Source organism: Neorhizobium petrolearium (assembly GCF_029854435.1).
In the GTDB taxonomy this organism is placed as follows: Bacteria; Pseudomonadota; Alphaproteobacteria; order Rhizobiales; family Rhizobiaceae; genus Neorhizobium; species Neorhizobium petrolearium.
In genome coordinates this window covers 1,557,013-1,577,804 of sequence record NZ_CP123000.1, presented here as the reverse complement: position 1 = coordinate 1,577,804, position 20,792 = coordinate 1,557,013, and the positions used below count along the sequence as shown (strand labels likewise).

Sequence of the window (20,792 nt, the reverse complement as noted above, 5' to 3'; positions counted from 1 at the left end):
CAAGCCTCTATTCGGCGCGCCTATTCAACGCCCCTGGCGAACTCCTGGGACAGCGCGATCGCGCCCCGGCGATCCTTTTCGTCGGCGACCGAGAAGGCCTGCTCCTGCAACTGCTGCATCCAGGAACAATCCTTCACGGTGCATTTGTCGAGTGCCGCCGTCATGAAGGCAAGCCCGCGCACCGTCTGGCCTTCCTGGAACAGGACGTTGCCGAATACGGCCATGGCGCCGGCGTGCCCATTCCGACGCGCCTGATTGAGCCATTTCTTCGCCTGCTGGATGTTGGCGCCTCCGCCTTCGCCCGCGAGCATCATCTTCGCAAGCTGGAACTGCGCTTCCGCCACACCAAAGGTCGAAGCAACCTGGAAATAGAGCTGGCGCGCCTGCGACATGTCGGCCTTGACCGGGCTGCCCGGGATGCCGCGGCGATAATAATTGGCGAGCGACAGAAGCGCGTTGATGAAGAAGCCGGTATCTTCCGAACCGGGCTCGATGCCCTGGGCAGCGATCTCGTTGTAGATCTTGAACGCCTCGAAATCGTCTTTCGCGACGCCGTCGCCATAGGCATACATGTTGGCCAGCGCCCAGCGCGAGCCCGTATGGCCTTTCTCGGCAGCATAACGATAAGCTTCGACCGCGTCTTCCTTCTGCCCGTTCTTGTAAGCCTTGAAGCCGAATTTGAAGAGATCGAAAGGCCCCGATTCCTTGGTGATCCCCGACTTGATATCGAAAGCCGCAGCCGCCCCCGCCATAACCGAGGCGAGCGACACTCCAAGAAGCAATACTCTCATGGATCCGATGCCAGACTTCGACATGTTTCAGTTTCTTTCACTTCGTGCGCAGCTTACAGCCGCAGCCCGAGCTTTGCTCGCCGCCAGAAAAGAGGTCGCCCGGGGATATCCCGTGCCTGCTCCTCCCGAGAGGCGAATGAAACTGTAGGTGCCGTTTCCGGCAAGACTTGGACCCGATACCGCGACTTCCGCGAGAAGACAGAACGGCGCCAAGATCCGCCTGCCAGAGCGCAAAAAGCCCGGCTTTTCACTCATAAACCCGCCCATGATGCTCCATTGCGCGCCCCGCCCCCGCGGTCAGCGACTGTTACCCTTCTACCGCTGCGCCCCGTTTGTGGCGGGAAATGGACAGAAACCTCCCTCTCAAGGCGCCTGATAATAGTCCCTCAAAAGTGTTGCCAAATCGTCACAATGAAAGTCGCCAAAAAAGAGCCCGGGTTCGCATCCGGGCTCCTGTAACAATCGATGTCGAAACTCAGAATTTCACCTTGAGCGAAGTCGACAGTGCCGCCACCAGGTCGTCGTCGAACTCGTAGGTGGCCTCGTCGCCTACATCAACGCCGCCGATCGTGGTCGGACCGGAATCCCCGCCCGTCAGGATGCCGATCACGCCTCCAAGACGGATCTCCACATTCTGGTTCGGAGAATAGGAAACGCCGGCACCAAAGAGCCAAGTGTCGGTCTGCGTACCGTATTCCTGAGATGTGCCGCGATCCCAGGTGACGCTGACGGCACCACTCCACTGATCATTGAACTTGTGACCAATACCGCCGGTGACCGTCCAACCGTCACGATAGCCCAGATCAAGAGAGGTGATCTCGACGCCGCTGTTGTAGAACGGAATGCGCTGCAACTGGCTCCAATCCGTCCATTTGACGGAGCCAAAGGCAAGCCAGTCCGGCGCAATGCCCGACTGGAGCTTCAGCTCGATCGCTTCCGGCATCGACGTCGATCCCTCAACCGGAATGATCAGCCCGCCGAGAGGATGAACAAAAGCCGGCACCTGTGTCAGATCAACCGTGCCGGTAACTTCGTTGAGTTTGACTTCGCTGTAGTACATCAGGCTCGCGCGAAGTGCATATTCCGGGATCTCGTAGGCCACGCCGGCACGCCAACCCCAGCCGTCGCCTTCGAGCTCCAGCCGGCCGATGCCTGTTGCTGCGAAACCTATCGCTTCCGGCGGAACCAGCAGACGTTCCTTGAAGCCATCCATTTTCAGATAGTTAACACCACCGATGACGCGGAATTGTCCGGGCCCCATGTCGAATTTGTAGGAGCAGGTCACTGCGTAATTGTCGCTGTTGACCTTCGTTTCGACGTTATCACTCGCACCGGCCCAATGGGCACCCGGATTGGTATGAGCACCATAGGGCTGAGAGTAATCGAACATGCAGTCCGCGGCATCACCTATTGCGGCTTTCACGCCGACACGAGGAGAGAAATAGCTCTCGCTGTCATCCGCAGACGTGGAATATCCCGGGATCGTATTGAGGTTCCCGTTCAGAGGATTGGTATCAGTCACATTCTTCGCCTTGCGCTGCGGCATGACGAAAGTGGCTGTGGATTCAGCCGCAAAGCGCGACGGATCAAAAAGCAGATCGATATTATAGCCGCCGCGCTCAAGGCCTCCCGCCAAAGCCGACGACTGAAGGACCCACCCCGCCCCAAGAGCCAGAAGTCCCCTCGTTATGTGTCTACTTATCATAATTGTTCCCACTCCCTGGTAAGTGACGGGAATCACTGTAGATGGCGACTTCCAAAAGGCAACTTTCGGTGATCGGAACCGTCGCAGCGCAAAAGCCTGCCAAATTTACGTAAACACCTGTGGAACCGGATGCTTGGGGGTAATTCCCGCACAAAATTACTACTTTCCCGTATCCAACACGCAGGTCGGTAGAATTTTCTCACGTGAACAAATTGATCCGTGTCAATTCTGCAACACCCTTGCTTTTCCCCTGTGTGCAGTTGCACAAAGGAACGCACGGAATGGGCGACCGGGCGTTAATCGGGTAGGAGGGGCCTTACGGCATCCCTCCTCCCACACCACCGTGCGTACGGTTCCGTACACGGCGGTTCATGAAGCGTGGTTTAGGCGGTGCAGTTCCCGTTGTAAAGAAATCAGCCCGAGTTGGTCGAAGAGGGCCTTACGGAAGGCATCGTTCATGTGGCTGGCCCCGGCATTCCACCAAGGACCGTGACCATTACTGGTCGAGTCACGTGCCCGTTGCTCCGTCAGGCCGCGCTGCACCAACCGCATGCACCGAGTACGTGGCCGTTTCCATTGCCGCCATAGGATACAGCGCAACCTGCGCCGCAACCAACCATCAAGCTCCTCCAGGATCCCCTTGCCTTCGGTCAGCCGGAAATAGGCCATCCAGCCGCGCAGGATCGGGGTGAGGTCTTTGACGGTGGCGCCGAGGGCGCGACCGCGCCCGGCACGAAAGGCAGCCTTCAGCTTCCCCCTGAACCGCGCCACGCTGGACGCCGCGATCCGTAGACGCGGCGCCCTGTGGAAGGTCATGGTGTAGCCAAGGAACGTGCGCTTCCACGGTCGGTCCACGGCGCTTTTGGCACCGTTGACCGTGAGCTTCAGCCGTTCGGCAAGGAAGCGGGTGAGCGAGGCCATAACCCGCTCGCCGGCACGCTGCGACTGCACATAGACGTTACAGTCGTCGGCGTAGCGGCAGAAGGCATGGCCGCGTCGCTCCAGTTCCTTGTCGAGGTCATCGAGCAGAATGTTCGACATCAGCGGCGAAAGCGGACCGCCTTGCGGGGTCCCTTCGCTGCGTACCGTTTCGATCCCACCCGTCATCAACCCAGCCTGCAGGTAGCGGCGGACCAGTCGCAGCACCCGCTTGTCGGTGACCTTGCGTGCCACGCGTGCCATCAGAGCATCGTGGTTTACTCGGTCGAAGAACTTCTCCAGATCAAGATCGACCACAAAACGGCGACCACCGGCCACATGTGACCGGGCGGCGAGCACCGCGTCGTGAGCGCTCCGCCCCGGCCGGAAGCCGTAGGAGGAGGCCGAGAAGTCCGGGTCGAAGATCGGCATCAGCACCTGATGCATCGCCTGCTGGAGCAGCCTATCGAGGCAGGTCGGAATGCCTAGTTGACGCATTCCTTTGCCGCCGGGCTTGGGGATTTCCACCCCGCGCACCGGCGCCGGCCTGTAACAGTCCGCCAGCAAGTCTTCCCTGATACGCGGCCAATGCTCCGCAAGGTATGGCTTCAGTTGTTCGACAGACATCTTATCGATGCCCGGCGCACCCTTGTTCGCCACCACCCGACGGTAAGCCGCCATCATGTTCTCGCGGCTGAGGATCGTCTCCATCAGTCGCTCATTCGCCTCCGGTCGAGAGGCTAACAGTCCTGCCGTGGTGTCGGATGCACCCAATGCCTGCCCTCGCGGCTTCCGGCCGCTACTCTCAGCTTGGGCACAGGGCATCTCAGCCCCAACTTCTGCACCTGTTCTCACCATCGAAAGACCGATCTCCGTCCCGCACTCCATGTTCAGCCCTTCGCCGCTTGGTCCGGCTACTACGGCTTCTGCTGTCCCCTGCCGCCCCATCCCGACGCCTCTCGACGCCGGTAGCCCACCTGTTTCCAGGGGCAGATCGACAGGTCTCCCAGGGTAAGACGCGTGACCTTCATGCCATATACCTGTCGCATCTACGCCCGCATCCTCCGGGTGATATCGGGCTTCGGGTCTGTTGGCTCCCTCGCCCGGATGCGGACGCCTCATATGCGCTTCCTGTTCGTCAGGCCGGCATTTTGCTTGCAGCTTCCTTCAGACCCCACCTCGCGGCAACGCCCTTGCTGTTCAGCTAACAGTTCCCATCACCAGGGCCTGCAGAGGACTTGCACCTCAAAGTCATCGGCAGGATACCAGCCCGGCCAAACGGTGCTCTCGCACCACGCGCCATGCCTGGCGCACCAAACAAAAAGCCGCGCCCATGGCTGGACGCGGCATTCGTTCCGACGCCGTGGAGAGGATCAGCCGGCTTCGGTGATTCTCTTTAAAGCCGTCTTGAGATTGGCCATCTGAACCTGCAGTTCGGCAAAGCGTTCGCGTTCGGCCGCCACCACTTCCGGATCGGCGTTGGTGACGAATTTCTCGTTCGCCAGCTTCTTGCCGATGCGGTCCAGTTCGCTCTCTGTCTTGGCAACCGCCTTCTCGACGCGCACCTTCTCCGCCGCAAGATCGATCAGATTGCCAAGCGGCAGGCAGGCGGTCGCCTCACCCACCACGATCTGGGCCGCTCCCTTGGGCGCAATGTCCGCAAGTTCGATGGTTTCGACACGTGCGAGACGCCGGATCGCCGCCTCGTGGCGTATCAGGCGCGACTGGCTGGTCTCATTTGCTCCAACCACGATCAGCGGTGCCACGGCCGAAGGCGGCACGTTCATCTCGGCGCGGGCCGAACGCAGGCCCGAGACGAGATCGACCAGCCAGTTGATCTCCTCTGCGGCCGCCCGGTCGAAGAATTCCGGGGCCGGCCAGTCGGCGTGGCAGAGCAGGCTGTCGCGCGGCGCCGTATGGGCCCAGAGCTCTTCGGTCATAAAAGGCATGAAGGGGTGGAGGAGCTTGTAGGTCTCCTCCAGGACATAGGCCGCGCAAGCTTGGGACTCCGCCTTCGCCTTCTCGTCGTCACCTGCAAAGACCGGCTTCAGGAATTCGAGATACCAGTCGCAGACCTGGTTCCAGACGAAGCGATAGAGCGCGCCCGCCGCCTCGTTGAAACGCTGCGTCTCGATTGCCTCGGTCACATCGCGGATCGCCGCGGAAAGTTCCGTCAGGATCCAGCGGTTGATGGTGAGCGTCGCAGTCTCCGGAATGAACGCCGGATCGCGCTTGACGCCGTTCATCTCCGCAAACCGTGTGGCGTTCCAAAGCTTGGTGCCGAAGTTGCGGTAACCGGCGATGCGGGCCGGATCGAGCTTCACATCACGGCCCTGCGCCGCCATGATGGCCAGCGTGAAGCGCAGCGCATCGGCGCCGTATTCGTCGATCAGTTCCAAGGGGTCGATAACGTTGCCCTTCGACTTCGACATCTTCTGACCGTTCTTGTCGCGCACCAGAGCATGGACGTAAACGGTATGGAACGGCTCGATCCCGTTGCCCTCCTCGTCCTTCATGAAGTGCAGTCCCATCTGCATCATGCGGACGACCCAGAAGGGGATGATGTCGAAACCCGTGACCAGAACGCTGGTCGGGTAATATTTTTCGAGCTCCTTCGTCTTGTCCGGCCAGCCGAGTGTCGAGAACGGCCAGAGCGCAGACGAGAACCAGGTGTCGAGCACGTCCTCGTCGCGGGTCAGGATCTCGCCGGGCTTGAAGTTCTCCAGGAGGTCCTCGACATAGGCCTTCATCGGCCCTTCATGTGCAAGATAGTGCTGGATGGCGGCCTGAAGCGCTTCTTCCTCCGTCCTTTCGACGAAAACCTGGCCGTCCGGACCGTACCAGGCGGGTATCTGGTGGCCCCACCAGAGCTGGCGGGAAATGCACCACGGCTGTATGTTTTCCATCCATTGGAAGTAGGTATTCTCCCAATTTTTCGGAACGAATTTGGTGCGTCCCTCGCGAACCGAGGCGATCGCCGGCTGGGCGAGCGTCTTGTTGTCGACGAACCACTGTTCGGTCAGCCGCGGCTCGATCGGCACACCGCCACGGTCCCCATGCGGCACCGTGTGCTTATGCGGCTCGATCCTGTCGAGCAGTCCGGCTTCCTCGAATATCTCGACAATGATCTTGCGGGCCGTGAAACGATCCTGCCCTTCCAGCCGATCCCAGGCACCGTGAAGCGCTGCGGGATGATCCAGGCCTTCCAGGAAATCCTCGTTGTCCTTGACGGTGATGGTCGCATCAACATTCATGACGTTGATGGCGCGCAGCCCTGCGCGCTTGCCGACCTCGAAGTCGTTGAAGTCATGCGCCGGCGTGATCTTGACGGCGCCGGTTCCGGCGGTCGGATCGGCATAGTCATCCGCTACGATCGGAATTTTCCGGCCGACGATCGGCAGAATGACATGCTTGCCGACGATCGATTTGTAACGCTCGTCCTCCGGGTTTACCGCAACGCCGGTATCGCCCAGCATGGTTTCGGGGCGAGTCGTGGCGACGACCAGATAATCACGCGTCTCGAATTCGGTCGGCTTGCCCTCTTCGTCGAACGCAATCGGATACTGGTAGGTGACGCCGGGCTCCAGTGGATAACGGAGATACCAGAGATTGCCGCTGACCTCATGCTGTTCCACTTCCATGTCGGAGATGGCGGTCAAAAGTTTCGGGTCCCAGTTGACGAGGCGCTTGTCCTTGTAGATCAGGCCCTGCTTGTAGAGCGTGACGAAGACTTCGAGGACGGCCTGGGAAAGCCCCTCGTCCATGGTGAAGCGCTCGCGCGACCAGTCGCAGGAAGCCCCAAGACGCCGCAACTGGTTGAAGATCAGGCCGCCGGATTCCTCTTTCCATTCCCAGACCTTCTCGATGAAGGCCTCACGGCCCATTTCGCGGCGGCCCGGGAGCTGGCGCTCCCTCAATTGGCGTTCAACGACCATCTGGGTTGCGATGCCCGCGTGATCCATGCCCGGCTGCCACAGCACGTCCTTGCCGCGCATGCGCTCGAAGCGGATCATGATGTCCTGCAGCGTGTTGTTGAGCGCATGGCCCATGTGCAGAGAACCGGTCACGTTCGGCGGCGGGATCACGATCGTGAAGTTTTCCGCTCCGGGCTTGGCATTGGCGCCGGCGCGGAAGGCATCCGCCTCGTCCCAGGCTTTGGCGATCTTCGGTTCTACGGTTGCGGAATCATAGGTCTTTTCGAGCATTTCCTGACCCGGTTCTGTTCTTGGGAAGATATCGCGGTGTAAATAGGATGGGCTGATCCAAGTCAATAAAAAAGCCGCCCCGTCGCCGGAGCGGCCGTTTCAATCGGTCTCGGCTATGCAATCAGCGGCGCGGGCCGCGGGCCACACGTTCGATCTCCTCGCGCACCAGGCGCTCGACCAGCGTCGGAAGATTGTCGTCCAGCCATTCCTGCAGCATCGGGCGCAGCATGTCCTGCGCCATCTCTTCCAGCGAGCGATGCTCAAGCCCATTGAACACCGCAGCCAGTTCGCTGAAGGATCTCGCGACCTGCGCGCCCGCTTCGGCTGACAGGAGATTGGCGGCTTCCTCAATCCTGGCCGGCAGGCTCTCAGGAGCGGGTTCGGACATGAATTGCGGCGCCGGCCGAAGGGGCATCTCCGCCTCCGGGCTCTGCTCGGGCGTTTCGAGAACCGGGGATGGCGCCCGGTGAACGGCTTCCGGCGCTTCTGTGACGGATACGGCCTGCGGGACCGGAGCAGCGGGGGCCGCCGCCGGCCCCGGCTCACGGAAGTCAGACATGCGCGTCATCCGAGGCCGCGCCTCCTCCTCTTCACGGTAGGCTGGAGCAGGTGCGGGCGCAACCGGTTCGGGAGCAACCGGGGCCGTGGAAAGGCGAACGCTGCCCGTCTCCTGCTGGCGCGCGGAGGCGGCACGTACCCTTGCCGCGACATCGGCAAGCGACAGCGTCCGCTCCGGCTGGGCCGGCTCGCCCGATGGTCTTTGCACCGAATTCAGCGGCTCGTTGCGCGAGGGGATACCGGGATCATTGGCGACTCTATCCGGAACAAAGCCCGTCTCTTCCGAATCCTCCATTTCCTCTTCGTCATAGGCCGAAGACAGCGGGCGGGAGAGCACGTTTTCGGCGTTCGGCTCATTGCTTTCAATGATCCGACGAATGGACGCCAGGATTTCTTCCATGGAGGGTTCACGCGCTACATTTGGCTGAGCCATTTTCATCCCCGCTGTTACCGGCACTCGATTCGGCTCCAAGCAGGAAACCCTGAATCGCAGACACTGTAAGGTGTCGGGGGGGCTGGAAACAACGACAACTGCCCCAGGCGTCCTACCGATACACAGTTTTATTGGCGATGTGAATCCCGGATGTCACACACTTGCCGGAGACGCGAAAGGCAATGCCTCTCCAAACGGGAAAGAGGCCCCGCAGAGGCCCCTTCTCGTCCCCGCCTTCAGACTGCAGACGCGATCAGAAAACGAATTCTCTCATTTTGCGGAAGCCCGGAAGAGGTTTTACCGAGGCGTTGAAATAGGCGCTTTCGGAAATCACGCCCTGCTCCCGCACGAACATCTTCGCCTGGGCAGCATTTCCATAGCCCACGACGGCGATGAGGCGGCCGCCATCGCGAACCTGGTCCAGCAAGGCGGTCGGCACTTCCTCGACTGCGCCGTTGATGAAGATCAGGTCGAAGGGCGCTTCGCTGGCATATCCCTTTTCCAGCTCGCCCGCCACGATCGCGACATTGTCGCAGCCAAGCGAAGAGAGCGTCTGGGTTGCCTGAGCTGCCAGCGCCTCGTCTGACTCGACCGACACGACGGAATCGGCAAGCTGGGACAGAATGGCCGTCGCATAGCCCGTACCGGTTCCGACTTCGAGCACGACGTCATCCTTGATGATCGTGGCGAGCTGAAGGAGCTTGGCCAGCGGCGAAGCCTCCATCAGGTAGCGCCCCGGCGCCACCTCGATGTCCGTATCGACATAGGCGAGCGACTTGGCCTCGGCCGGCACGAAAGCCTCGCGCGGTACTGTATAGAAGGCCCGCAGGACCGAGTGCGACGTGACATCGGTGGTGCGGATCTGATTCTCGACCATCTTTGCCCGTGCTGCTTCGAAATCCATCATCTCAGTCGTCCCAAATCACCCGGCCCGAATCACCCCGGCCCAAATCACCCGGCCATGCGCCGGGCTCACGCAAGTCCGTCTTACTGACGGCGAGGCGTGCTTTCAAGACATCGCCCGGGTTCAGAGCAAAAAACTGGAGGGGATCGCCAAAGCGCCGCAGGCCGCGGACGGGTGAGGATCAGGCGAAGGCCGGCGGCGCCTCTTCCAACCTGCGAACGATCGTATAATCCCGGCGGTAGGACGTGCGCAGGCCATGATCCTTGTCGAAAGCAGACTGTTCAGCGGAGGTCAGCGGGAAAATGCCATCGGCGAAAGTGCCGGTGCCTTCACACTCGTTGGCGGGCTGACGATGGACGGTGATAATCCTGGTGATCATGTCGCTTTCCCTCCGTTCTGCCCATAAAGCAGCAAACAGGCCTTTCTGTTCCCGAGCCTAAGAGAAGAAAGTTAAAAATTAACCATATTGCGGCGCACACAAAACCGCATGGTAAATGCCTGATTGAAAGGGAAAATCGGATTTGAGGAGACGTTTGCGGAGCAGCGAAGTTTTGGAGGCCTCGCCCGGAATCGAACCGGGGTGCAAGGATTTGCAGTCCTCTGCGTAACCACTCCGCCACGAGGCCATCCGAACGCTTAAAGAGCGAGTGGTGTCGGGCGTTTAGAACGAATCGAATGATGGCGCAAGCGGGTTCGCCTCGATTGCCATATTTTTCCTAGGAAGAGAAAGCCAGAATGCCGGGCAGGCCCCGCTGACGCCTGCAAACGCCGAACCGACAAAGCCACGGTTGGGGAAGAATCCGCCAGAATGAGGGAACCAAATCCGGTCGAGCAAGTTTGCATCTCCGCAAATGCAAGGTGTGGGACAATGAATGACGTGACGGCAACAGATGAAGTCCTGTGGAGTTCCCCTGTCAGAGTACGTGTCGGATATGGTTTTCCTGAAGTGGTTCGCGGCCCGCGAGAGGCTCTGCAATACCTCAAGTGGCGTTGGCCGGTGCGCGAAGGCACCTACTATCTCAGGGCATTGAAGGAATGCGCCGCCGGCCTGCAGCGCAGGCTTCCCCTGGAAAAAGTGCGGGAAACCTTCGTGCTTGCCAGTATCGAAGCGAGAATGTTGAGCTGATCGCAGAGGCGTTCAGGCCGGCCAATAGACATCGGAATGAAAGTCGGCCGGAATGTCGGTGAGCCTGCCGATGGCTTCCGCCACATAGCCGATCTGCATGGCGAGATACTTGATTTCGCGCGGGGCCGGGATACCGGTGACCGCCTCACGGTTGCGCCATCTGTCGTAACCGATCGCCCCGATCCGCCGCTCCGCTTCCCGCAACACGTCTTCCTGCGTCGGCGGCGCGTCATCTGTCGTACCGGCAAACGCCGACGAGCGGGCCGAAAGCCCGCCCTCTATCACTCTGAACGCCATATACGGCCTCGTCTTCAATCCCGGAAAACATCCTAGTGATTCGCAGTGGGAATGCCAGAGCCTCCGAGCGTTCGTCAAAGTGGAAAAGCTGCGGGAACCATGCTAAAGGTGTTGCCGTTGTCCGGTGTGAGGAGACACCGGGGCGGCAATCTAGCGGTGGGAGGAGACCGCCATGGAATATCTGGAATTCATCACGGCTCTCAACCCGATCGTGCTTGTAATCCTGGTAATGGTGCTCGCCTGCGGCGCCTATGATCATTGGATGCAGTCGAAATAGGGCACGTGCGCCAAGGACCGAATGAGCGCCGCGCGATGGCTTGAAGCACGCGCGCGTCGGTTTGCGGTCTTTGCTCCCGGACCGAATGCTGCTATGCATCCGGCGCGGGGGAGATTGTGCGGAGCATGAGCTTGGACGAAAGCATCGAATTCCAGGATACCTCCACCTCGCTGAGCGACACGCTGCGCCGGCTCATCAAAGGCATCAAGGGCCAGTCGATCACGCTGCGCGAGCTCATGGATGCGGTCGGAGAACAGGGGCTGCTGCTCATCTGCGCCGTCGCCTCCCTGCCCTTCCTCATCCCGGTTTCCATCCCAGGGGTCAGCACCGTCTTCGGAGCCGCCATCATCCTGATCAGCCTGGCGATCACGGCGAACCGTCTGCCCTGGCTGCCGGGGAAGATTCTTGACCGTCAGCTCGACACGCAGAAACTGGTGCCGGCACTGGAAAAGGGCGTCAACATCGTCACCCGCCTCGACCGTTTCCTGAAACCGCGCCTATCGGCGCTGACGACCGGTGCAATGATCAACCGGCTGAACGGCCTCGCGATCGCAGTCGGCGGGGTACTCCTGATGTTTCCGCTTGGCCTCGTGCCGTTCTCCAACACGCTGCCGGGAATCGCCATCCTGTTATTGTCGACGGGCATGATCCAGCGTGACGGAATGATCGTGCTGGGCGGCTACCTCTTCAACGTCATCACGGTGATCTATTTCGCCGTGCTCGCCTATGCCGCCTTCAGCGCCGGCCAGGGGATCGCCTCGCTGTTCGGCTGATCCAGGAGCCGCCGTAGCGTCATTTTCATTTCCGCTCCGCTTCGCGCGGCGGCGCCTCGCCCACCAGAGCGCCGTTCGGCGTCGTTGACGCCGAACGGCCGGCAGGTCGTGCGAAAGGATCACGAAGCCGAGCGGCAGCATCCAGAAGCCGAGAATCGGCAGGAAGCCCAGCGTGCCGCCCACCAGCAGGGAGAGGCCGACGCCGATACGGCCGGCCCGCGAGCGCGGCAGGGGGATCTGCCAGCTGCCGAACCCCACTCTTCGGGTGTGCGGGTCCACTCCGAATCTCGTCGATTTCCGCTTCTGCGCCACCGGAGACTAGTTTCCTTTTTCCGAAAGGCCGTCTTTCCCGAGCAGATGGGGCCTGAATGGGGATAAAACAAGCAAGTTCGATTTTTTTACAAAAAGCGCTTGGCAAAACGACAAAGCATTTGTATTACCCCCCGCACACGCCGCCACCGAGCGGTTGATCCCTGGTAGCTCAGCGGTAGAGCATTCGACTGTTAATCGACAGGTCGCCGGTTCGAATCCGGCCCGGGGAGCCATTTCGGATTGAAGCTGCGAACGCCGTGCGTCGCCGTTTCCACTCTACGGTTTCCTCCAGACGCGATGAGCGTCTGGAGGAGCGTGGGTTTCGAGCCTTTGATCCTGATTTCGTCGGCTCCGACCTCCACACGCTGGACGAGCGTCTGGATGTGATGCCGTCGGAAACCTCCGTCCTTCGCCCTGACCTGTCGCCTCGCCCGCGAATGCCTCCAGAAGCTCCGGTGTGATCTGGTTCGTCTTCCCTTCGCCTCGATCCTCGGCCCGATCGGCATCGGCGCGCGCCGAGTCCCGTATTCGCTTCAATTCCGCGATTCGTCCCTTAGAGCGGGATGAATTTAGGCGGAATCGGCATGGGGATTCCCTTTTGTGAGCAAATCAGATTCACTATTCAGGCCGGTGCAGGAGGCCGGCCAGGATGGCGAGACCCTTTTCGGATGACCTTAGGGACCGTGTTGTTGGTGCAGTGACGCGCGATGGGGTGTCCTGTCGGGCGGCGGCGAAGCGCTTCGGCATCGGCATCAGCACGGCGATCGATTGGGTACGGCGCTTCCGTGAGACGGGCAGCGCCGCCGCCGGCCAGATGGGCGGGCACAAGCCGCGAGCGATCGCCGGTGAGCATCGGGCCTGGCTAATCGAGCGCTGCCGCGCGCAGGCATTCACCTTGCGCGGGCTGGTCGCGGAATTGGCGGAGCGGGGCCTGAAGGTCGACTACCGCTCCGTCTGGATCTGCGTGCATGAGGAAGGGCTGAGTTATAAAAAAAGACGTTGGTCGCCAGCGAGCGCGACCGGCCCGATGTCGCCGCCCGACGCAGCCGCTGGCTGAAGCATCGCCATCGCATCGATCCGGCCCGCCTCGTCTTCATCGACGAGACCTGGACGAAGACGAACATGGCGCCGCTGCGAGGCTGGGCGCCGCGCGGCGAACGGCTGTTCGGCCAGGCTCCCTTCGGCCACTGGAACACCATGACGTTCATTGCCGCCCTGCGCGTTGATCGCGTCAGCGCGCCCTGGGTCATCGACCGGCCGATCAACGCGACGAGCTTCCTCGTCTATGTCGAAAAGGTGCTGGTGCCGGAGCTCACGCCCGGCGACATCGTCGTGATGGACAATCTCGGCTCGCACAAGGCCGCGGCGATCCGCACCGCCATCCGCAAGGCCGGCGCGCGGCTGTTCTTCCTGCCGCAATACTCCCCCGATCTCAATCCGATCGAAAAGCTCTTCGCCAAGATCAAACACCGGCTACGCGAGGCGCAGGCCAGAAGCCGCAACGCCATCCATGACGCGCTCGCAACCATCCTCCAAACCGTTTCTCCAAAAGAATGCCAGAACTATTTCAACGAGGCCGGATATGAACGGATCTAAAATCATCCCGCTCTAAGGTTGGAATCGTCGAGTTCCGCGAGACCATTCTCAATGGCCGCGTATAACCGGGTCAGCTTGGCCTCAGCGTCCGCAGCCTGCTTCCGAAGAGCCACGATTCGATCCTTGAGTTTGTCGGCATGCGCTTCTCGGCGCTCCAGCACGCCGGCGAGAAGCTTCTCCAGGTGCCCCTTTTCGAGAAGCAGCCCTTCCAGGCACCCGACCACCTTCTCATCCAGCACGTCCATTGGGATCGTTCGGCCTTTGCAGGCGGTCTTCCCGCCGGGCAGTCGTGCAGCAGGTGTAGTAGCGGTACTGACCGCCTTTGCCGGACGTTCGCAACGTCATCGCCCCGCCGCAGTCGGCGCAATAGCAAACGCCGCCCAGAAGGGTGCCTGCCGCAACGAATCTCGGCGCCTTCAGTTGGGGACTGCGTGAACGCATGGTTTCCTGAACTTCGGCGAATTCGTCGGGATCGATGATCGGTTCGACCTCGACATCGACGATCTCGTCCTCGGACTTGCGCTCGCCCCGGCGCTTTCCGGACACATTGAAGCGGTGCCGACCGATGTAGGTCTCGCGCGTCAGAATTTGGTGAACTGCCCCCACCCCCCAGCGACCTCCCGTCTGGGTGCGAATTCCTCGGACGTTGAGGTAGTCGGCGATCTGCCGGGATCCCATTGGCCCGTCTTCCGCGCCGATGCGCGCCAGCCGGAACATGAGCCGCACTGTTTCCACCTGCATGGGATCGGGTTCGATCCGCTTCTTGACCCTCAACCCACGCTGCTCGGCCGCTACAGTGCGGTATCCGAACGGCGGGCGAGACCCGTTCCAGAAGCCTTGGCGCGCGTTCTCGCGCATTGCCCGCAGCGTGTGCTTGGCGTTTTCCTTGGATTGATATTCGTCGAACAGCGCCATGATCTGGCGCATCATCACGCTCATCGGATCGTCGCCGAGATCCTGCGTGATGGAAACGAGACGCACGCCGTTCTTCGCCAGGCGGCGCACATAGAATTCGAGCTGGAACTGATCGCGAAAGAAGCGGGAGAACGAATGGACGATAATCGCGTCGAACATCGCCGGTTTTTCTGCGGCGGCGTCCATCATCTTTTGGAACTCCGGCCGGCGATCGTCGGTCGCAGAGGCTCCCGGCTCTATGAACTCCGCAGCGACGGTGAAACCCTTCGCCTGGCAGTAGGACTGAAGCTGCCTACGCTGGTCGGGGATCGAAAGGTCATTCTCGGCCTGCCGCCCTGTCGAAACCCTCAGATACAATGCGGCACGTCCCATCGACGCCAAGGCCGGAGTCGCGTTGGCGTTCATGACAGGCCTCCGTTCCAGATTTCAGTCTTGCCGCCCCAGCAGCTCGTCGAAGAACTGACCGAAATGCGCCTCAAACACGTCCAGCTCGGCCTCCGTGACCGGCATCCCCGCCGTCCAGTCATGGATGACTTTCGGATCCCAATCCGGGGCACGCCGGCGGCGCACAGCGGCAGACGCGCTGCGCCGTTTCCGCGCCTCGGGGCCTTCCCAGCCGCCTGAGTAGTAGTCATGGAGGCTGACGACGATGGCCGATGCCAGATTTTCTCTTTCGTTTGACATGAGGGCATAATCGCATAATCCTATCTATAATTCATTGTTCTCAATGGGTTACTATGATTTGTTGCGCCGGGAAATTGGATACAGGAGGTGCCTTTCGGCTATGCCCGCCGTCGTTTTCGCGCTCTGGAATAGTGCAAATTCCAAGAGTCGGCGGCGTTTGGCGGCGGTCAGCCTCAGCGATTGAAGTTTCCGTTTTCATGAGTTATATATAGCAGGACAAATGAACATCCTCAAGGGATCGCATCTCATGGCCCCTCCCGTTTCAGCCAGCACTCAGCGCCGTCGCAGCCGCGCCACCAACTTCAGCGGCGAGTCAGCCACCGCTGCATCGACGCGCGCCCGGCGCCCCGAAGCCGGGCCAAGCGAGGACTTGGTCGCGGCGTTCGTCCTGCGCACCGGTCGGGCACTGGCGCGGATCGCCGAGCGGATGCCGCGTGATCGACTCCTGGCGGCCGTCGGCGCATCAACGGACACGGACGTTCTTTTCAGTTCGCTCCACGAGGCAGCCGCCATCGGCGCCGAGATCCTTCCGGATCGGCCCGATCCATTGACCGAAGCGTTGTTGCGCGGATCGGAAATGAAGCGGGAAATGCTGAAGACCGAAGGCGGCGTCCTTTCCGCGCAACAGCTCGCCGAGCACCTTGGCATCACGCCTCAGGGTCTCGGCCGCAAACGCGACCGCAACCAGGTGTTCTGGCTCGATGTGGGCGACGGCTATGTCTACCCTGCCTTTCAGATCGGCAAAAACGGACTGCTATCGGGCATCCGTGACGTGCTGAACGCATTCGTGGTCGACGACCCCTGGATGCGCGTCAACTTCATGCTGACCGGCGACGCCAGATTCGAAGGCCAGCGGCCGATCGATCTTCTTCGCGAGGGTCAGATCGAGGAAGTGGTCAGGGCAGCAGCAGCTTACGGCGAACATGGCGCCGCCTGATCCCGGGCCACTCCCGCCTGCCGATCTCGTCTCCCGCGAGCTGCCCATCGAGATCATCGACAAGGGCACCCGGCTAGTTCGTATCCATCGTTCCGAACTTGACCCAATTTTTTTTGGGTCCTCCGGGGGCAACCGCTTCGATGATCCGACACGTCAATACGGCGTCTGCTACCTCGCCCGCACGATCGAAGGCGCGTTCGCTGAAACGTGTCTTCGCTCTGTCGGTGCCCGTTTCGTCGCTCTGACATTTCTTGAGGCGCGTTCCTTCTGCGAGATCGAAGTTACCGCGCCGCTGCGACTTGTCTCGGTTCACGGCCCTGGTCTGGCTCAAATCGGCGCCACGGGCATCGTGACCAGCGGTCCGCATTCGGTGGCGCAGCAGTGGTCGAGCGCCATCCATGATCACCCGGCCGGAGCAGACGGCATCACCTACCGCTCAAACCACGATAATGGCGAACTCTGCGTTGCGATGTTCGAACGCGCGCGAGACCGCTTGGCCGCGATCGGCTCCACGCCCATGCTGTCGAACCGCGCCCGGCTGGGCGAATTGCTCGCGCGCTACAAGGTCGGTCTCGGATAGTTCACTCGGGAGCTCACGCCGTACCGCGGCTGCGGCAAGAATCGGCGCAAACCGCCTTTGCGATCTTAACGATCGGCTTCTTGAAGCGACCGGGAGGGGAAAGCCTTCCCCTGCGGCCGAGCCTAAGTCTCGGCCGGCCCCTTCTGCGGGGAGACCCCGCAACGCCCCCTGAGAGTGAGAGTGCGGACCGGTTTCCGTGACGGGTGAATAGCTGGGAGAGAGGCTCCCGCGCCCGTCATGGAGATTGGTCCCATGAACATGCAAGTTCTCGATGCGCGCCGCGACACGACCGGCGGTACAAGGTGGATGTCAGCCGCGGCGAGCGGGTCGGCCGCGTCTCGTCGGAGTGGTTCTCGCGTCCGGCCGACGAACGATATCTGTCGTTGTCCGAGCTGGCGCGCTCGGTGCAGGATCGCGCCGATCGCAGCCGGACCCGCGTCGTGGAAAGCGCGCTGATCCATGTCGAGGCGAACCGCAACGCCCCGGAGCGGCTGGCGCTGATTCTACCGGGCACGGACACGCCCATTGCCCCGACCCATTGGAGCTTCGGCCAGCTCGCCAGCCTGGTCGGCGCCCCCGCCGCCTATTTACGGCAGCTCCCGGCCGCACTCGCCGGGATCAACCTGCAATATGGTCTAGCATCCAATCGCGCCGAGCAGATCAAGACGCTGGAAACCGACGACGGCCGCACGGAACTGCGCGCGGTCACCGGCCCGGATTATGGGAGGATATTCGACGCAGAGCTGGTGGAAGCCGTGCAGCGCATCGCCGGCAACGGCACGGGCGACACCCGCTGGAAGGTGCCGGGCGTGGGCGTGGGCTTCACCAGAAAAGAAAGGCGTTGTAGCTGCTATGGTGGCTCCTGTACCCAGAGCACCGATAAAGGCACATCGGCTGAAACCGGAATCCTGCTGTTCGCTCACGCGATAGTCTCCTCTTTTGTAAGCTTGCCTCATGCACGGACCCCTGCGCGCCGCCGGCTGGGCGATCGAACCTCCTAGAAAAAGATGTTCGATGCGGATCGCAATTCCCGAAGCCACCGCGGTCTGGAGCTGGTGACGAGCGCGATCTGGTTGGCTGAAATACCGACGGGTCAGACAACGAAGTCGAAGCGTGCGAACTGGCCGTGACCCGCAGGGCTGATCGTCACGAGCAGCGTTTCATCGAAAATCCGATCGCGCGCATTATCAGGCTCGCCCGGAAAGAAGAGCTGCGTCGTCAGGACATCGCCGCCCGGCCGTTGAACCCTGAAATGGAAGTGTCGCGTCCTTCCCGGATACAGCGCCGGCACGACGGTGTTGAACCACCAGCGTCCCTGCTCATCGGCGAACTGATGTCCCCGCAAGCGGAAGCCTTGCCGATCGTACTCGCCGTTTTCGTCGGCTTGCCAGATCTCAACGAGGCTACGCGGCACAGGGCGGCAGCGATCATTGAGGACGTAGCCGGCGATGGTGATGCGCTCGCCGCGCGGCGCCTCCAGATAGAGATCCTGCTTCAACGGTGAGTTCGGCTTGAAGAACGGACCGGCCTCACGGGCGGGCGTCGGTTCATCGCCGTCGGCACAGCCGCGCGTCAGCGGCAGCAACGGCGCCTCCTGTCCGAAAGCGATCGTGCCAGTCAGTGGCACGATCGGCATGGCGAGAAAACCCGATAGAAGTGCGCGCCTTGATGTCGTCATTGCGGAGCCTCCGTCACTCACCGGATTAGAACTGCCAATTGACCGGGACCCAGGCATAGCCGGCTTCCGTCTTGAGCATTCGGCCAAGGCCCGGGAACGGATAGTGGAAGCCGAGAACGAGGAGCCGGTCTGCCGCCGCCATGTCGAAGATGCGGCGACGGGAGGCGAGAGCCGTGTCCTTGTCGCGATCTGGCCCAGGCAGCCATGGCCGGTCGACATTGACGATCGGGTGGTAGGCGAGATCGGTGGTCAGCAGGAGCTGATCGTTCCCGGATTGAACAAGGAAGTTCGCCATGCCGGGGGTGTGGCCGAATGCCGGAAGCGTGGTCAGCCCAGGGACGATCTCCGCGCCGGCTTCATACAACTCGATTCCCTTCGCGACCGGTTCGACGCTCCGCTTGATAGCCGCTGCGAAATTGCGGCGGAAATCCTCTGGCACCGGCATGTAGGAAAGGTCCGGGTCGTTGCGGACGAAGAAGTGCCAATCGGCACGAGGCGCAAAGACGGTCGCTCGCGGAAATGCCTTGCCTCCGTCCACGGTTCGAAGGTTGCCGACATGGTCCGGGTGCGTGTGCGAGACAACCACAACGTCGATGTCCTCGGGCCGTAAACCGATGGCGGCCAGGTTTTCAAAGATACGACCACCCTGCGGACCCATGGTCTGCCCGGCTCCGGCTTCAAGGAGGATCCGCCTGCCATTCGTCTCGATAAGAAGCGTGTTGAGATTGAGCGTCAGGCGGTCGGTCGGTAAGAAGGTACGCCTCAGGACCTCCTGCAGTTCTGCCTCCGGCGCGTCGCTGGCATAGACCCCCGGAGGACCGCCGATCAGGCCGTCGCTCAACACGGTTGCTAAGATGTCGCCGACGCGAAAGCGGTAGTGGCCGGCATTTCCACCCTGGACTGTCGGCAACGCGGCGGAAGCGGTCTGCGTGAAGGCCATGCCTGTCGGCAAGATCAGTCCCGTCGCGGCCGACGCGGCTGTCAGCATGATCTTCCTGCGTTTCAGTGTGATTTCACCCATAGCTTTGATCCCGTCCAGACACCTGATCGCAGGTGCTCCGTTTGATTTCAGATGTTGTTTCTCTAGGGATGACACAGATTGGCCGCGTGGATAAGCTAATCAAAACGGATCAACTTATTAAGCAGGACTTTGCAATGCGGCCACTGCGCCTTGACAGCTTAGAGATCTTTGAGGACGTCGTGCGCTGCGGTGGTTTTAGAGCCGCAGCGCTTGGCAGGGGCGTCTCGTCGTCTGCTATCAGTCAATCGATCAGCGTGCTCGAGGAAGCGCTGGGCATCCGGCTGCTGAACCGAACGACACGCAGCGTCGCACCGACTGAAGCGGGCGAGCAGCTTCTTGAGCGGCTAAGGCCCGCGCTTCACGACATCAGAACAGCGATCGATGATCTCAATCAGCTTCGCGAGCGCCCATCCGGAACCGTGCGGATCAATGCACCAGGTCCAGCCGCTGACCACGTTCTGTGCCCTCTGGCGTTTGAGTTCATGAAAATCTATCCCGACATCAACGTCGAGATCGTCAGTGATGCCGCGATCATCGATATCGTGGAGCAAGGTTTCGACGCTGGCGTGCGCTTCGGGAACCAGCTCGCTCAAGACATGATCGCCATGCCCCTGGGCCCCGCCTTGCAATATGCGATCGTGGCCTCGCCTGATTATCTTCGCAAGCGCGGTCGGCCCGAGACACCGCGCGATCTCTTACAGCACGACTGTATTCGTCGTCGTTTCCCCGGCGGAACCATGGTGACGTGGAAATTTGAGAGGGACGGCGACGAAGTGGAAATCACCCCGAAAGGTCGATTGACGCTGAGCTCAGCGCATCAAGAGCTCCAAGCCACGCTTGCGGGATCGGGAATCGCCCACCTGTTCGAGGACTATGTCCGTGATGATGTCGAACAAGGCAGGCTTATCGAATTGCTCAGAGACTGGAAGCAAAAGCTGCCGAGCTGGTATCTGTATTATCCGAGCCGGCGGCATACGAGCGCGGCCGTGCGGGCTTTTCTCGACTACGTCCGCGATTACAGACGGGTTCCAATCGTCGAGTAATGCTCAACTCAGAAGATCACTTTAGTCTGCGCTACATGG

20 protein-coding genes, 2 tRNA genes and 2 pseudogenes are annotated in these 20,792 nt (G+C 61.1%); 8 read left to right on the top strand and 16 right to left on the bottom strand.

Going from position 1 to position 20,792, the window contains the following annotated elements; genetic code table 11:
- Nucleotides 1-20 precede the first annotated feature (20 nt).
- The 9 genes from exoR to QEO92_RS08065 form a co-directional block, all read right to left on the bottom strand.
- Complete coding sequence (gene exoR / locus QEO92_RS08105) at nucleotides 21-791, bottom strand: exopolysaccharide production regulator ExoR (protein ID WP_407721033.1); 771 nt, start codon at nucleotides 789-791, stop codon at nucleotides 21-23.
- 475 nt (nucleotides 792-1,266) lie between these two features.
- Complete coding sequence (locus tag QEO92_RS08100; RefSeq protein ID WP_037151416.1) at nucleotides 1,267-2,496, bottom strand: OmpP1/FadL family transporter; 1,230 nt, start codon at nucleotides 2,494-2,496, stop codon at nucleotides 1,267-1,269.
- A 369-nt stretch (nucleotides 2,497-2,865) separates the two neighbouring features.
- Complete coding sequence (gene ltrA / locus QEO92_RS08095; protein WP_227702662.1) at nucleotides 2,866-4,125, bottom strand: group II intron reverse transcriptase/maturase; 1,260 nt, start codon at nucleotides 4,123-4,125, stop codon at nucleotides 2,866-2,868.
- A gap of 206 nt (nucleotides 4,126-4,331) precedes the next feature.
- The gene (locus tag QEO92_RS08090) at nucleotides 4,332-4,463 is read right to left on the bottom strand and encodes a hypothetical protein (RefSeq protein ID WP_265105677.1); all 132 of its coding nucleotides are present in this window, start codon (nucleotides 4,461-4,463) and stop codon (nucleotides 4,332-4,334) included.
- Between the two features lie 324 nt (nucleotides 4,464-4,787).
- Nucleotides 4,788-7,619: a valine--tRNA ligase gene (locus QEO92_RS08085; RefSeq protein ID WP_037151419.1), complete on the bottom strand. Its 2,832-nt coding sequence runs from the start codon at nucleotides 7,617-7,619 to the stop codon at nucleotides 4,788-4,790.
- Between the two features lie 121 nt (nucleotides 7,620-7,740).
- Nucleotides 7,741-8,610 (bottom strand): PopZ family protein, encoded by an 870-nt coding sequence (locus tag QEO92_RS08080; RefSeq protein ID WP_227702661.1) that lies wholly within the window; start codon nucleotides 8,608-8,610, stop codon nucleotides 7,741-7,743.
- A 253-nt stretch (nucleotides 8,611-8,863) separates the two neighbouring features.
- Nucleotides 8,864-9,514 carry a protein-L-isoaspartate O-methyltransferase family protein gene (locus QEO92_RS08075; protein ID WP_227705118.1) on the bottom strand — a complete coding sequence of 217 codons (651 nt, stop codon included), beginning with the start codon at nucleotides 9,512-9,514 and terminating at the stop codon, nucleotides 8,864-8,866.
- A gap of 181 nt (nucleotides 9,515-9,695) precedes the next feature.
- Complete coding sequence (locus QEO92_RS08070; RefSeq protein ID WP_227702660.1) at nucleotides 9,696-9,893, bottom strand: hypothetical protein; 198 nt, start codon at nucleotides 9,891-9,893, stop codon at nucleotides 9,696-9,698.
- 173 nt (nucleotides 9,894-10,066) lie between these two features.
- Nucleotides 10,067-10,140, bottom strand: a tRNA-Cys gene (locus QEO92_RS08065).
- Between the two features lie 242 nt (nucleotides 10,141-10,382).
- On the opposite strand from QEO92_RS08065, the gene QEO92_RS08060 reads away from it, so the two are divergent.
- The gene (locus QEO92_RS08060; RefSeq protein WP_227702659.1) at nucleotides 10,383-10,640 is read left to right on the top strand and encodes a DUF982 domain-containing protein; all 258 of its coding nucleotides are present in this window, start codon (nucleotides 10,383-10,385) and stop codon (nucleotides 10,638-10,640) included.
- A gap of 12 nt (nucleotides 10,641-10,652) precedes the next feature.
- Here QEO92_RS08060 and QEO92_RS08055 read toward each other — a convergent pair whose 3' ends face one another.
- Complete coding sequence (locus tag QEO92_RS08055; RefSeq protein WP_227702658.1) at nucleotides 10,653-10,937, bottom strand: hypothetical protein; 285 nt, start codon at nucleotides 10,935-10,937, stop codon at nucleotides 10,653-10,655.
- A 402-nt stretch (nucleotides 10,938-11,339) separates the two neighbouring features.
- Here QEO92_RS08055 and QEO92_RS08050 point away from each other — a divergent pair, with 402 nt between their 5' ends.
- Entirely contained in the window at nucleotides 11,340-11,987 is a 648-nt protein-coding gene (locus tag QEO92_RS08050; RefSeq protein WP_037151436.1) for an exopolysaccharide biosynthesis protein, read from the top strand.
- 30 nt (nucleotides 11,988-12,017) lie between these two features.
- Here QEO92_RS08050 and QEO92_RS08045 read toward each other — a convergent pair.
- Nucleotides 12,018-12,299: pseudogene (locus QEO92_RS08045) on the bottom strand (hypothetical protein); the annotation flags it as partial.
- Between the two features lie 158 nt (nucleotides 12,300-12,457).
- On the opposite strand from QEO92_RS08045, the gene QEO92_RS08040 reads away from it, so the two are divergent.
- Nucleotides 12,458-12,532 (top strand) — tRNA-Asn (locus QEO92_RS08040).
- 416 nt (nucleotides 12,533-12,948) lie between these two features.
- Nucleotides 12,949-13,895 (top strand): IS630 family transposase gene (locus QEO92_RS08035; protein WP_407721030.1). Its coding sequence is split into 2 segments (ribosomal slippage): nucleotides 12,949-13,287 and nucleotides 13,290-13,895, totalling 945 coding nucleotides; the frame shifts between segments, so codons are not numbered across the junction.
- 2 nt (nucleotides 13,896-13,897) lie between these two features.
- On the opposite strand, the gene QEO92_RS08030 is transcribed toward QEO92_RS08035, so the two are convergent.
- The 3 genes from QEO92_RS08030 to QEO92_RS08020 are packed head-to-tail and all read right to left on the bottom strand — an operon-like array spanning nucleotide 13,898 to nucleotide 15,494.
- Nucleotides 13,898-14,140, bottom strand: coding sequence for a hypothetical protein (locus tag QEO92_RS08030; RefSeq protein WP_227702656.1), 243 nt, complete (start codon nucleotides 14,138-14,140; stop codon nucleotides 13,898-13,900).
- Nucleotides 14,124-15,182, bottom strand: coding sequence for a recombinase family protein (locus QEO92_RS08025; RefSeq protein ID WP_227705117.1), 1,059 nt, complete (start codon nucleotides 15,180-15,182; stop codon nucleotides 14,124-14,126). Before QEO92_RS08025 ends, QEO92_RS08030 begins: the two co-directional genes overlap by 17 nt.
- Nucleotides 15,183-15,236: 54 nt before the next feature.
- Nucleotides 15,237-15,494, bottom strand: a complete 258-nt coding sequence (locus tag QEO92_RS08020; RefSeq protein ID WP_037151444.1) for a hypothetical protein — start codon at nucleotides 15,492-15,494, stop codon at nucleotides 15,237-15,239.
- A 220-nt stretch (nucleotides 15,495-15,714) separates the two neighbouring features.
- Here QEO92_RS08020 and QEO92_RS08015 point away from each other — a divergent pair, with 220 nt between their 5' ends.
- From QEO92_RS08015 to QEO92_RS08005, 3 genes and pseudogenes are all read left to right on the top strand, one after another.
- A complete protein-coding gene (locus tag QEO92_RS08015) occupies nucleotides 15,715-16,431 on the top strand; it encodes a hypothetical protein (protein ID WP_052182863.1) in 717 nt (238 codons plus the stop codon).
- Nucleotides 16,418-17,011 carry an RES family NAD+ phosphorylase gene (locus QEO92_RS08010; RefSeq protein ID WP_227702655.1) on the top strand — a complete coding sequence of 198 codons (594 nt, stop codon included), beginning with the start codon at nucleotides 16,418-16,420 and terminating at the stop codon, nucleotides 17,009-17,011. The genes QEO92_RS08015 and QEO92_RS08010 overlap by 14 nt, the downstream gene beginning before the upstream one ends.
- Nucleotides 17,012-17,263: 252 nt before the next feature.
- Nucleotides 17,264-17,823 (top strand): annotated as a pseudogene (locus QEO92_RS08005) (DUF932 domain-containing protein); the annotation flags it as partial.
- 281 nt (nucleotides 17,824-18,104) lie between these two features.
- On the opposite strand, the gene QEO92_RS08000 reads toward QEO92_RS08005, so the two are convergent.
- Together QEO92_RS08000 and QEO92_RS07995 are read right to left on the bottom strand one after the other, a co-directional pair.
- Nucleotides 18,105-18,689, bottom strand: coding sequence for a dioxygenase family protein (locus QEO92_RS08000; RefSeq protein WP_037151447.1), 585 nt, complete (start codon nucleotides 18,687-18,689; stop codon nucleotides 18,105-18,107).
- 25 nt (nucleotides 18,690-18,714) lie between these two features.
- Entirely contained in the window at nucleotides 18,715-19,677 is a 963-nt protein-coding gene (locus QEO92_RS07995; protein ID WP_037151461.1) for an MBL fold metallo-hydrolase, read from the bottom strand.
- A 101-nt stretch (nucleotides 19,678-19,778) separates the two neighbouring features.
- Between QEO92_RS07995 and QEO92_RS07990 the strand changes: the two genes are divergently transcribed.
- On the top strand, nucleotides 19,779-20,753 hold the full coding sequence (locus QEO92_RS07990) for a LysR family transcriptional regulator (RefSeq protein WP_227705116.1): 975 nt from the start codon (nucleotides 19,779-19,781) through the stop codon (nucleotides 20,751-20,753).
- Nucleotides 20,754-20,792 lie beyond the last annotated feature (39 nt).

Bases quoted from the DNA above. Each gene is read 5' to 3' on its own strand.
- QEO92_RS07990 (WP_227705116.1), top strand. From the start codon at position 19,779: ATGACACAGATTGGCCGCGTGGATAAGCTAATCAAAACGGATCAACTT.
- QEO92_RS08000 (WP_037151447.1), bottom strand. From the start codon at position 18,689: ATGACGACATCAAGGCGCGCACTTCTATCGGGTTTTCTCGCCATGCCG.
- QEO92_RS08060 (WP_227702659.1), top strand. From the start codon at position 10,383: ATGAATGACGTGACGGCAACAGATGAAGTCCTGTGGAGTTCCCCTGTC.
- QEO92_RS08085 (WP_037151419.1), bottom strand. From the start codon at position 7,619: ATGCTCGAAAAGACCTATGATTCCGCAACCGTAGAACCGAAGATCGCC.
- QEO92_RS08050 (WP_037151436.1), top strand. From the start codon at position 11,340: ATGAGCTTGGACGAAAGCATCGAATTCCAGGATACCTCCACCTCGCTG.
- QEO92_RS08070 (WP_227702660.1), bottom strand. From the start codon at position 9,893: ATGATCACCAGGATTATCACCGTCCATCGTCAGCCCGCCAACGAGTGT.
- QEO92_RS08055 (WP_227702658.1), bottom strand. From the start codon at position 10,937: ATGGCGTTCAGAGTGATAGAGGGCGGGCTTTCGGCCCGCTCGTCGGCG.
- QEO92_RS08100 (WP_037151416.1), bottom strand. From the start codon at position 2,496: ATGATAAGTAGACACATAACGAGGGGACTTCTGGCTCTTGGGGCGGGG.
- QEO92_RS08030 (WP_227702656.1), bottom strand. From the start codon at position 14,140: ATGGACGTGCTGGATGAGAAGGTGGTCGGGTGCCTGGAAGGGCTGCTT.
- QEO92_RS08015 (WP_052182863.1), top strand. From the start codon at position 15,715: ATGAACATCCTCAAGGGATCGCATCTCATGGCCCCTCCCGTTTCAGCC.
- QEO92_RS08025 (WP_227705117.1), bottom strand. From the start codon at position 15,182: ATGGGACGTGCCGCATTGTATCTGAGGGTTTCGACAGGGCGGCAGGCC.
- QEO92_RS08090 (WP_265105677.1), bottom strand. From the start codon at position 4,463: ATGCGACAGGTATATGGCATGAAGGTCACGCGTCTTACCCTGGGAGAC.
- ltrA (WP_227702662.1), bottom strand. From the start codon at position 4,125: ATGGAGACGATCCTCAGCCGCGAGAACATGATGGCGGCTTACCGTCGG.
- exoR (WP_407721033.1), bottom strand. From the start codon at position 791: ATGAGAGTATTGCTTCTTGGAGTGTCGCTCGCCTCGGTTATGGCGGGG.
- QEO92_RS08010 (WP_227702655.1), top strand. From the start codon at position 16,418: ATGGCGCCGCCTGATCCCGGGCCACTCCCGCCTGCCGATCTCGTCTCC.
- QEO92_RS08020 (WP_037151444.1), bottom strand. From the start codon at position 15,494: ATGTCAAACGAAAGAGAAAATCTGGCATCGGCCATCGTCGTCAGCCTC.
- QEO92_RS08075 (WP_227705118.1), bottom strand. From the start codon at position 9,514: ATGGATTTCGAAGCAGCACGGGCAAAGATGGTCGAGAATCAGATCCGC.
- QEO92_RS08080 (WP_227702661.1), bottom strand. From the start codon at position 8,610: ATGGCTCAGCCAAATGTAGCGCGTGAACCCTCCATGGAAGAAATCCTG.
- QEO92_RS07995 (WP_037151461.1), bottom strand. From the start codon at position 19,677: ATGCTGACAGCCGCGTCGGCCGCGACGGGACTGATCTTGCCGACAGGC.